10 protein-coding genes are annotated in these 8,252 nt (G+C 70.8%); 6 read left to right on the plus strand and 4 right to left on the minus strand.

Annotation, left to right across the window (positions count from 1 at the left end; genetic code table 11):
* Positions 1 to 16: 16 nt before the first annotated feature.
* Complete coding sequence (serC, locus tag ACFWVV_RS32390) at positions 17 to 1,135, plus strand: phosphoserine transaminase (protein WP_384342280.1); 1,119 nt, start codon at positions 17 to 19, stop codon at positions 1,133 to 1,135.
* A gap of 167 nt (positions 1,136 to 1,302) precedes the next feature.
* Positions 1,303 to 1,926: a Uma2 family endonuclease gene (locus tag ACFWVV_RS32395; protein WP_384342278.1), complete on the plus strand. Its 624-nt coding sequence runs from the start codon at positions 1,303 to 1,305 to the stop codon at positions 1,924 to 1,926.
* 8 nt (positions 1,927 to 1,934) lie between these two features.
* Here the strand turns inward: ACFWVV_RS32395 and ACFWVV_RS32400 are convergent, their stop codons facing one another.
* Both ACFWVV_RS32400 and ACFWVV_RS32405 read right to left on the minus strand, forming a co-directional pair.
* A complete protein-coding gene (locus ACFWVV_RS32400; RefSeq protein WP_384342276.1) occupies positions 1,935 to 2,774 on the minus strand; it encodes an ABC transporter permease in 840 nt (279 codons plus the stop codon).
* A complete protein-coding gene (locus tag ACFWVV_RS32405) occupies positions 2,771 to 3,742 on the minus strand; it encodes an ATP-binding cassette domain-containing protein (protein WP_384342275.1) in 972 nt (323 codons plus the stop codon). The genes ACFWVV_RS32400 and ACFWVV_RS32405 overlap by 4 nt, the downstream gene beginning before the upstream one ends.
* 84 nt (positions 3,743 to 3,826) lie before the next feature.
* On the opposite strand from ACFWVV_RS32405, the gene ACFWVV_RS32410 reads away from it, so the two are divergent.
* Positions 3,827 to 4,645, plus strand: a complete 819-nt coding sequence (locus ACFWVV_RS32410) for a TetR/AcrR family transcriptional regulator (RefSeq protein ID WP_384342273.1) — start codon at positions 3,827 to 3,829, stop codon at positions 4,643 to 4,645.
* 170 nt (positions 4,646 to 4,815) lie between these two features.
* Here the strand turns inward: ACFWVV_RS32410 and ACFWVV_RS32415 are convergent, their stop codons facing one another.
* Positions 4,816 to 5,832, minus strand: a complete 1,017-nt coding sequence (locus ACFWVV_RS32415) for a WD40 repeat domain-containing protein (protein WP_384342271.1) — start codon at positions 5,830 to 5,832, stop codon at positions 4,816 to 4,818.
* 59 nt (positions 5,833 to 5,891) lie between these two features.
* Between ACFWVV_RS32415 and ACFWVV_RS32420 the strand changes: the two genes are divergently transcribed.
* Together ACFWVV_RS32420 and ACFWVV_RS32425 are read left to right on the plus strand one after the other, a co-directional pair.
* Entirely contained in the window at positions 5,892 to 6,680 is a 789-nt protein-coding gene (locus ACFWVV_RS32420) for a GDSL-type esterase/lipase family protein (protein ID WP_384342269.1), read from the plus strand.
* Positions 6,677 to 6,868 (plus strand): hypothetical protein, encoded by a 192-nt coding sequence (locus ACFWVV_RS32425; protein ID WP_384342267.1) that lies wholly within the window; start codon positions 6,677 to 6,679, stop codon positions 6,866 to 6,868. The genes ACFWVV_RS32420 and ACFWVV_RS32425 overlap by 4 nt, the downstream gene beginning before the upstream one ends.
* 51 nt (positions 6,869 to 6,919) lie before the next feature.
* On the opposite strand, the gene ACFWVV_RS32430 is transcribed toward ACFWVV_RS32425, so the two are convergent.
* Entirely contained in the window at positions 6,920 to 7,390 is a 471-nt protein-coding gene (locus ACFWVV_RS32430; RefSeq protein WP_384342265.1) for a hypothetical protein, read from the minus strand.
* Positions 7,391 to 7,535: 145 nt separating this feature from the next.
* Between ACFWVV_RS32430 and ACFWVV_RS32435 the strand changes: the two genes are divergently transcribed.
* Positions 7,536 to 8,033, plus strand: a complete 498-nt coding sequence (locus ACFWVV_RS32435; protein WP_384342263.1) for a peptidylprolyl isomerase — start codon at positions 7,536 to 7,538, stop codon at positions 8,031 to 8,033.
* Positions 8,034 to 8,252 lie beyond the last annotated feature (219 nt).

Here is an 8,252-nt window from a genome sequence, read left to right on the forward strand (position 1 = left end):
GGCTACGCTCCGGCTCGTGGCTGATATCGAGATTCCCGCTGACATCAAGCCCGCCGACGGCCGTTTCGGCGCGGGCCCCTCCAAGGTACGGACGGAGGCGCTCGACGCGCTTGCCGCCACCGGCAGTTCCCTGCTGGGTACGTCCCACCGGCAGGCCCCCGTCAAGAACCTGGTCGGTTCGGTACGGGACGGCATCCGCGACCTCTTCTCCCTCCCCGAGGGGTACGAGGTCGTCCTCGGCAACGGCGGCTCGACGGCCTTCTGGGACGTCGCCACCCACGGCCTGATCGACAACAGGTCCCAGCACCTGTCCTTCGGCGAGTTCTCGTCCAAGTTCGCGAAGGCCGCCAAGCAGGCCCCGTGGCTGGCCGACCCCTCCGTGATCTCCTCGGAGCCGGGCGACCACCCGGAGCCGAAGGCGGAGGCGGGCGTCGACGTCTACGCGTACACCCACAACGAGACGTCGACCGGTGTCGCCGCCCCGATCAAGCGGGTGGCGGGCGCGGACGAGGGCTCCCTCGTCCTGGTGGACGCCACCTCCGGCGCGGGCGGCCTGCCGGTCGACATCACCGAGACGGACGTCTACTACTTCGCCCCGCAGAAGTCCTTCGCGGCGGACGGCGGCCTGTGGCTCGCGGCGTTCTCCCCGGCCGCCCTGGAGCGCGCGGCCCGCGTCCACGCGTCGGGCCGGCACGTCCCGGAGTTCTTCTCGCTCCCCACGGCGATCGACAACTCCCTCAAGAACCAGACGTACAACACGCCCGCCCTCTCCACCCTCTTCCTCCTCAACGAGCAGCTGACCTGGCTGAACAAGCAGGGCGGCCTGGACTGGGCGGTCAAGCGCACCGGCGCCTCCTCCACGGCCCTGTACTCGTGGGCGGAGACCTCCAAGCACGCCACCCCGTTCGTCACGGACCCGGCGAAGCGCTCGCAGGTCATCGGCACGATCGACTTCGCGGACGAGATCGACGCGGCGGCCGTCGCCAAGGTGCTGCGTGCCAACGGCATCGTCGACACGGAGCCGTACCGCAAGCTGGGCCGCAACCAGCTGCGCGTGGCGATGTTCCCGGCGGTCGACCCGGCGGACGTCCAGGCGCTGACGGGGTGCATCGACTACGTGATCGAGCAGCTCTGACGGTTCACGGCGGTAGTAGAAGTACGTGGCGGAGGGCCCCGGCGCGCAGGATTGTGCGCCGGGGCCCTCCGCGTTCACTCGACAGGGTGAACAGTCACATAGAGGACACGTGGGGGCGTCCCGGCCTACGATGATGCTCTCGACCACAGCCCCTCAGGAGGCCAGCAATGTCTGCAGAAGCAGTCGAGCACCCCTGCGACGGCGAGCCGGAGACCCCGCTCCAAACAGCCCACAAGCTCATGGAGCAGAACCCCGGGCTCCGCGTCGAGATCATCGGAGGCGTCATCACCGTGACCCCATCGGCGGACATCCCCCACTCCCGCGTGCTCACCGGCCTCATGATCCCGTTCCTCGCAGCAGGCTTGCACGGAGGAGAGACCGAGGTCCACCAGGCCATCAGCGTGTGGCTGCCGAGCGGACCGGTGGATTACGTCATCCCCGACCTGGCGATCGTCGATGCGGACGTCGACGATCACCTCATCGACGACGGTGGCGCCGACCCGGAATGCTTCCGGCTGGTTCTGGAGGTCACCTCCAGCAACTACAACAACGATCTGCGGAACAAGGTCGTCGCGTACGCCGACGCCAAGATCCCGGTCTATGTGATCGTCGACCGCAAGCACGGACGCATCCACGTGCTGACGGAGCCCGGGTCCGGCGAGTACACGTCCCACCGCGTCTACGCGCCCGGTCAGCAAGTCACCCTCCCCGACTCCATCGGTGCCAAGGTCACCCTCGACGTGGCGGAGATCCTCAAGGCGGGGAGCCGCAGGCAAACCCCCGAAGCCTGAGCGTCCTTCTACCTGCTCAGCCGCTGGAACCTCCGCACCGCCAGCGGCAGGAACACCGCCGTCAGGATCAGCGGCCACACCACCGCCATGAGTATCGCGTTCGACTCCACCCAACTCCCGCCGCCCGCAACCGGGTTGCCGAAGAGTTCGCGGATCGCGGTCGCCGTCGAGGACACCGGGTTCCAGGCCGCGACGACGCCCAGCCAGTCCGGCATCAGCGAGGGCGCCACGAAGATCGACGAGATCATCGTCAGCGGGAACGCCACCGCGTACAGCCCGCCCGCCCCCTCCGGCGTGGGGATCAGCAGCCCGAGCCACACCCCCACCCAGATCAGGCTGAACCGCAGCAGCAGGAGCAGCGCGAAGCCCGCCAGGGTTTCGGTGAAGCTCCCGCCGGCCCGCCACCCGATGGCCAGCGCCGTGGCCGCCAGGATCGCCAACTCGGCGCAGGCGATGACCAGATCGGCGATTCCGCGCCCCGTCGCGACGGCCGAAGGCGCCATCGGCATCGACCTGAACCGGTCGATGACCCCCTTCGAGGCGTCGTTCACCATGACCATGGTCGTGCCCATGAACCCGAAGGCCATCGTCGAGACGAACATCCCCGGCATCAGGAAGTCCAGGTAGTCGCCCCCGCCGGGCACCACCATCGCCGCCCCGAAGACGAAGCCGTACATCAGCACGGAGACGATCGGGAAGCCCAACTGCCACAGGACGGCGGAGGGTTGCCGCTGATAGTGGGTGAGGCTGCGGCGGGCGACGTTCCAGCCGTCGGACACCGCCCAGCCCAGCCGGCCGACCGGGGCCCCGCTTCCCGCGTTCCCTTCCGCCACTTCCACAACGCTCATGCCGCGACCTCCTCGATTTCCGTACGGTGTCCGGTCAGGCTCATGAACACGTCGTCCAGGCTCGGTCTGCGCAGGCCGATGTCCTCCACGGCGACCCCCTTGTCCTGGAGCGTGCGCGCCACTTCCGTCAGGGCGGCCACGCGATCCGTCACCCGGGCGTGCACCCGGCGCGCCAACTCATCGCTCTCCGGCTCCCCTTCGGACACCGCGGCGACGATTCTGCGTACGGCCGGGAGATCTGCGGCGTCCTCCGCGACGACCTCGATGCGGTCGCCGCCGACACGATTCTTCAGCCCGTCCGGGGTGTCGTCGGCGATGGCCCGCCCCTGGTCGATCACGGTGATCCGCGAGGCCAGCCTGTCGGCCTCCTCCAGGTACTGCGTGGTCAGTACGACGGTGGTGCCGCGCGCCACCAGGCTCCGTACGGCGTCCCACACCTCGCCGCGGCCCCGTGGGTCGAGCCCGGTCGTCGGCTCGTCCAGGAAGAGCACGTCCGGGGCGAGGATCATCGAAGCGGCGAGGTCGAGCCGCCGCCGCATGCCGCCGCTGTACCCGCCCACGCTGACGGCCGCCGCTTCGGTGAGGTCGAACTGTTCGAGGAGTTCGCCGGCCCGCACCCGGGCCCGCTTCGCCCCGAGGTGGAACAGCCGGCCGAACATCTCCAGGTTCTGCCGGCCGCTCAGTACCTCGTCCACGGCCGCGTACTGACCCGTGAGACCGATCCTGCCGCGCACCGCGCGGGCGTTCCGTGTGACGTCGAGCCCGGCGACCTCCGCCCTGCCGCCGTCCAGCCGCAGCAGCGTCGCCAGCGCCCGCACGGCGGTGGTCTTGCCCGCCCCGTTCGGCCCGAGCAGACCGTGCACCGTGCCCCGGGCGACCAGCAGGTCGAAGCCGTCGAGGGCGTTCTTCTCGCCGTAGGTCTTGCGCAGGCCCTCGGCACGGACGGCGTATGCGCCGATGTCGTTCATGACGTTCCCCTTCCCGTCGAACTGAGTACACCGTACCCTAAATCGAGTACAGCGTACCCAGTTCTCGAGAAATAGGGTGGCCCCATGAGTGACACGAAGGACACGGACGGCACGGACCAGGCGTCGGGGAACGTGCCGGACGACGTGACCCGGGCCCGGCAGGGGGCGATGCGGCCCAGCCTCGAACTCCTCTGGGGCACCGGTGAGCGCCCCGCGCGGGGCCCCAAGCGGGGGCTTTCGCTGGAGACGATCGTGGACGCGGCGGTCAAGGTCGCCGACACGGAGGGGCTCGACACCCTCTCGATGCGCCGCCTCGCCGGTGAACTCGGCACCGGAACGATGTCCCTCTACCGGTACGTCCCCGGCAAGACGGAGCTCCTGGACCTGATGCTGGACCGCGTCCAGGGCGAGACGGCCGAGTCGCACAACCCCGCCGAGCAGCCCGGCTGGCGCGAGGCGCTCGCCGCCCTCGCCCACGGCACGCTCGATCTGCACCGCCGCCATCCGTGGCTGCTCAAGGTCAACCAGAGCCGGGCCCTGCTCGGCCCGCGCACCCTGCGCAGCCTGGAACTGTCGCTGAAGGGCCTGCGCGGCATGACCGGCTTCTCCGACCCGGAACTGCTCTCGGTCATCATCGCGGTGCAGAGCTTCGCGACCGGCATCGCACGGATGGAGGCCGAGGTGGCGGAGGCGGTGGAGGAGACGGGCCTGGACCAGGACGCCTTCTGGAGGGGCCAGCAGCCCTATCTGGAGAGGGCGATGATGAGCGGGGACTACCCGGTGATGGCGGCGCTGTCCGCGGACACCTTCGACGCGGCCTTCGACCACTTCGCGTTCGGCCTGGAGCGGCTGACCGCCGGCTTCGCGGTACTGGTCGCGGAGCGCGAGGCACGGCAGGAGTAGGTAGCCGTGCGGGACGGAGCGGGGGACGTCGCCGTACCGGAGGGAGCGGGGGACGTCGCCGTACCGGAGGGAGCGGGGGACGTCGCCGTACCGGAGGGAGCGGGGGACGTCGCCGTACCGGGCGGCGCGGAGGCGGGGGCGCCACGTGCGAAGCCCGCCCCCGCCCCCGCCTACCGCTTCTTCCGGAGCCCGAACCAGGCCACTGCCAGCACCCCCACCACGCCCAGCACCAGCACGCCCTTCCCCGTCAGCCCGCTGTCGTCCGACGCCCCGGCCCCGCCCGAGGGGGACCCTGCGGCCCCGCCCCCGGGCCCGGTGGACGCCCCCGGGGACCCGCCGTCGGCCGCCTCGCCGCCCCCTTCCGGCGCGCCCGCCACGGGCCGCGCCGTCACCCTGCTCTGCTCGCCCTCGGCCCCGAACAGCATCGTCCGGCCGTCCGGCGTGAAGGTCACCGACTCCGACTGCCCCTGATAGCCGATCTCCGGCGCCTCCCGCTCCTTCATCTCCGGCCACGAGTAGCTCTCCGCGCTCAGGTAGGAGCGCAGGACGAGCTGTCTGCCGTCCGGCGAGAACGCCCCGTCCGTCACCCACGAGATGTCGTGGATCTTCCGGAAGAGGTTCGTCCGCCCGGTGGTGAGCCGCGCGGGACCCTCGTAGAGGCCCGCGCCCTCCTCCTGCTTGCTGCCGATGTAGACCCGGCCGGTCCCGGGGTGCACCATCAGTGCCTCCGCGTTGCGCGCCCCGCCCTCGTACTTCACGTCGTACTGCGTGGTCCGTACGCTCTGGTCCTTCAGCTCCTTCGGCTCGGGGAACGTGTAGATCCAGACGTGGTCCCAGGTCCCGCCGAGGTTGTCCCCGATGTCGCCGACGTAGACGTTGCCGTCGGGGCCGACCGAGATCGCCTCCATGTCCCGCGGTGTGCCCACTCCCCGCATGGTGATCCTCGCGACGGTCTCGCCGCTCCTGGAGTCCACGGCGTAGACGTAGGGGCCGTCCTGGTCGTTGTTCGTCCAGTACACGCCGGGGTGGGCCCGGCTGGCCGCGAGGCCGCTGGACTCCTTGATCCGGGGGTCCTTGAGGGTGAAGCCACCGGCTTCGTCCCCTTCGGCTGCGGGGGCGGCGGGGCCGGACACGAGCACGGCCCCCAGGGCGGCGGCCACGACGACACACGTACGGGAAGAGCGCATGCCCCCAAGTGTTCAGCATCACGGTGCGGGTCCCGCGGCGCATCCCCGATGATGATCGGATGCGCAGCTTCCTCTTCGTCGGTGACTCCATGACCATCGGCTGCCCCGGCGACTTCACCTGGCGCTACCGCATGTGGCAGCACCTGGAGGCGGGCGCGGCGACCGGGGAACCGTACGAGATCGTCGGCCCCCGCACCGCCCTGTACGACCCGGCGACCGGCGAACCCTCCTCCCACGCGTACGGCGCCGACGACTTCCCGGCCGCCGCCCGCCGCCACCTCGCGGGCTGGGGCGAGGGCTGGCTGCACATGGCTCCCGCGATCCGGCGCGCCGTCGAGATGTCCGGCGCCAACACCCTGCTGGTCTCCCTCGGCCTGATCGACCTCGGTTTCTACACCAACGCCGAGCAGACCGCCGAGAACCTGGGCCTCTTCCTCTCCGAGGCCCGCGCCGCCGACCCGCACATCGCGCTGGTCGTGCACCCGGTGATACCCAACGTCCGTGCCGAGCGGGACGCCCCCTTCGCCGCGGAGTGCACCCGCTTCAACGAGCTCCTCGCCAAGACGGTCGCCGACCGGGACGCACCCGGCTCCCCGATTCTGCTGGCCTCGCCCCACCCCGCGTACGACATCCACACGGACACCTACGACGGCACGCACCCCGGCCCGAGCGGCGAGCACAAGCTGGCCGCGGCCTTCGCCGACGCGATGCACCAGGCGTGGGGATGGGGATCCCCGTACGCCGCCCCGTACGGAGCCTCGCGCAGCGCACGGGCTCCACACCTCGCACACACCGCGCACACCACTCGCCCACGTGGCCCCGCACCCCGCATACTGCTCGGATCATGAGCCCACGCACGCCCGCCGCACCGGAGATCACGTACACCAACTGCCGTCGCTGCGGCACCGAGATAGCGGGGCTCGACGGGCGGTACGCGTGCGGTGTCTGCGGATGGACCAACCACTACTCCGAGGGGTACCGGCCCCTGCCGACGGCCCGGGACGACCCGGACTGGACCGGCCCCAACTGCCGCTGACTCGCCTCGACTCCCTCGGAGTGAGGCGGGTTGGCACCTCGCGGTACGGTCTCAGCGCAGCCGGCCCGACAGCCAGGGGGTCAGCACGGACCCGGGGACCAGCTCCTTGTACGTCGTGTCGCCGGGCAGCGGCACGATCAGCCAGTAGCCCGGTGGGAAGAAGCGGCCCCTGACGTGGGCCAGGCCGCCGTAGACCGCGCGCAGGAACTCGGGCACCAAGTCCCGTGGCACGTCCGGCACTTCGACCCCGTCGACGACGAACTTCGCGTCGCCGTCCGCGTACAGCTGGACGCTCACCTCCGGCGAGCCGGCCAGCTCCACGTACGCGTCGTGCGGCAGGGCGCCGCCCGCGTCGGTCGTGGCGAAGACCCCGGCGTCGGTGCGCCGGGTGACCCGGTCCGTGCCGATGTCCTCGGAGACCGTCACCTCGCGCCCGTACTCCCGGGCGAGCTCGCGGATCGCGACGACGGCCGCCTCCGTCGACGGCAGCTCCCCGCCGCCCTTCCCGCCCCCGTGCGCCATGCTTCCTCCGACTCGCCCGATCCCCGCCCCGGTCTCCGCCCCCATCATCCCCGCAATGATCGTCCGCCGCCAGCCTCCCCGATCCGACCTGCACAGACGGGCCCCGGGTCGTCGTCACCACCGGAAAGATGCCAGGATTGCCCTCATGGCAATCCAGACGTACTTCGACATCACCATCAACGACGCGCCCGCGGGCCGCATCACCTTCAACCTCTTCGAGGACGTCGTCCCCAAGACGGCCGAGAACTTCCGCGCCCTGTGCACGGGCGAGCAGGGCTTCGGCTACGCCGGCTCCGGCTTCCACCGCGTCATCCCGGACTTCATGCTCCAGGGCGGCGACTTCACGCGCGGCGACGGCACCGGCGGCAAGAGCATCTACGGCGAGAAGTTCGCCGACGAGAACTTCCAGCTCAAGCACACCAAGCCGGGCCTGCTCTCGATGGCCAACGCGGGCAAGAACACCAACGGCTCGCAGTTCTTCATCACGACGATCGTGACGTCCTGGCTGGACGGCAAGCACGTCGTGTTCGGCGAGGTCGCCGACGAGGAGAGCATGGCGCTCGTCAAGAAGATCGAAGCGCTCGGCTCGCAGAGCGGCCGCACCTCGGCGAAGATCACCATCGCCTCCTCCGGCCAGCTGTAACCAGCGGCTCACACCCGTACGACCGCCCGAAGGGCCCGTCGGCACCCCCGTGCCGCCGGGCCCTTCGGCGTGCCCCCGGCGCGGTCGCCCGGGAGGGGGGGGGCCGGCGCCGGGGCCCGCCCACAGGGGGGGGGGGGGGGGGGGGTAGGGGGGGGGGGTGGGTTGGGGGTGCGTCAGGAGGGTCCATTTGATCGGGAGTCCATTTTTGACGCACCGACA

The organism is Streptomyces sp. NPDC058663, from assembly GCF_042716745.1.
Classification (GTDB): domain Bacteria; phylum Actinomycetota; class Actinomycetes; order Streptomycetales; family Streptomycetaceae; genus Streptomyces.

Coding starts and splice junctions, on each gene's coding strand:
- ACFWVV_RS32435 (WP_384342263.1), top strand. CDS start 7,536: ATGGCAATCCAGACGTACTTCGACATCACCATCAACGACGCGCCCGCG.
- ACFWVV_RS32415 (WP_384342271.1), bottom strand. CDS start 5,832: ATGCGCTCTTCCCGTACGTGTGTCGTCGTGGCCGCCGCCCTGGGGGCC.
- ACFWVV_RS32405 (WP_384342275.1), bottom strand. CDS start 3,742: ATGAACGACATCGGCGCATACGCCGTCCGTGCCGAGGGCCTGCGCAAG.
- ACFWVV_RS32425 (WP_384342267.1), top strand. CDS start 6,677: ATGAGCCCACGCACGCCCGCCGCACCGGAGATCACGTACACCAACTGC.
- ACFWVV_RS32420 (WP_384342269.1), top strand. CDS start 5,892: ATGCGCAGCTTCCTCTTCGTCGGTGACTCCATGACCATCGGCTGCCCC.
- ACFWVV_RS32395 (WP_384342278.1), top strand. CDS start 1,303: ATGTCTGCAGAAGCAGTCGAGCACCCCTGCGACGGCGAGCCGGAGACC.
- ACFWVV_RS32430 (WP_384342265.1), bottom strand. CDS start 7,390: ATGGCGCACGGGGGCGGGAAGGGCGGCGGGGAGCTGCCGTCGACGGAG.
- ACFWVV_RS32400 (WP_384342276.1), bottom strand. CDS start 2,774: ATGAGCGTTGTGGAAGTGGCGGAAGGGAACGCGGGAAGCGGGGCCCCG.
- ACFWVV_RS32410 (WP_384342273.1), top strand. CDS start 3,827: ATGAGTGACACGAAGGACACGGACGGCACGGACCAGGCGTCGGGGAAC.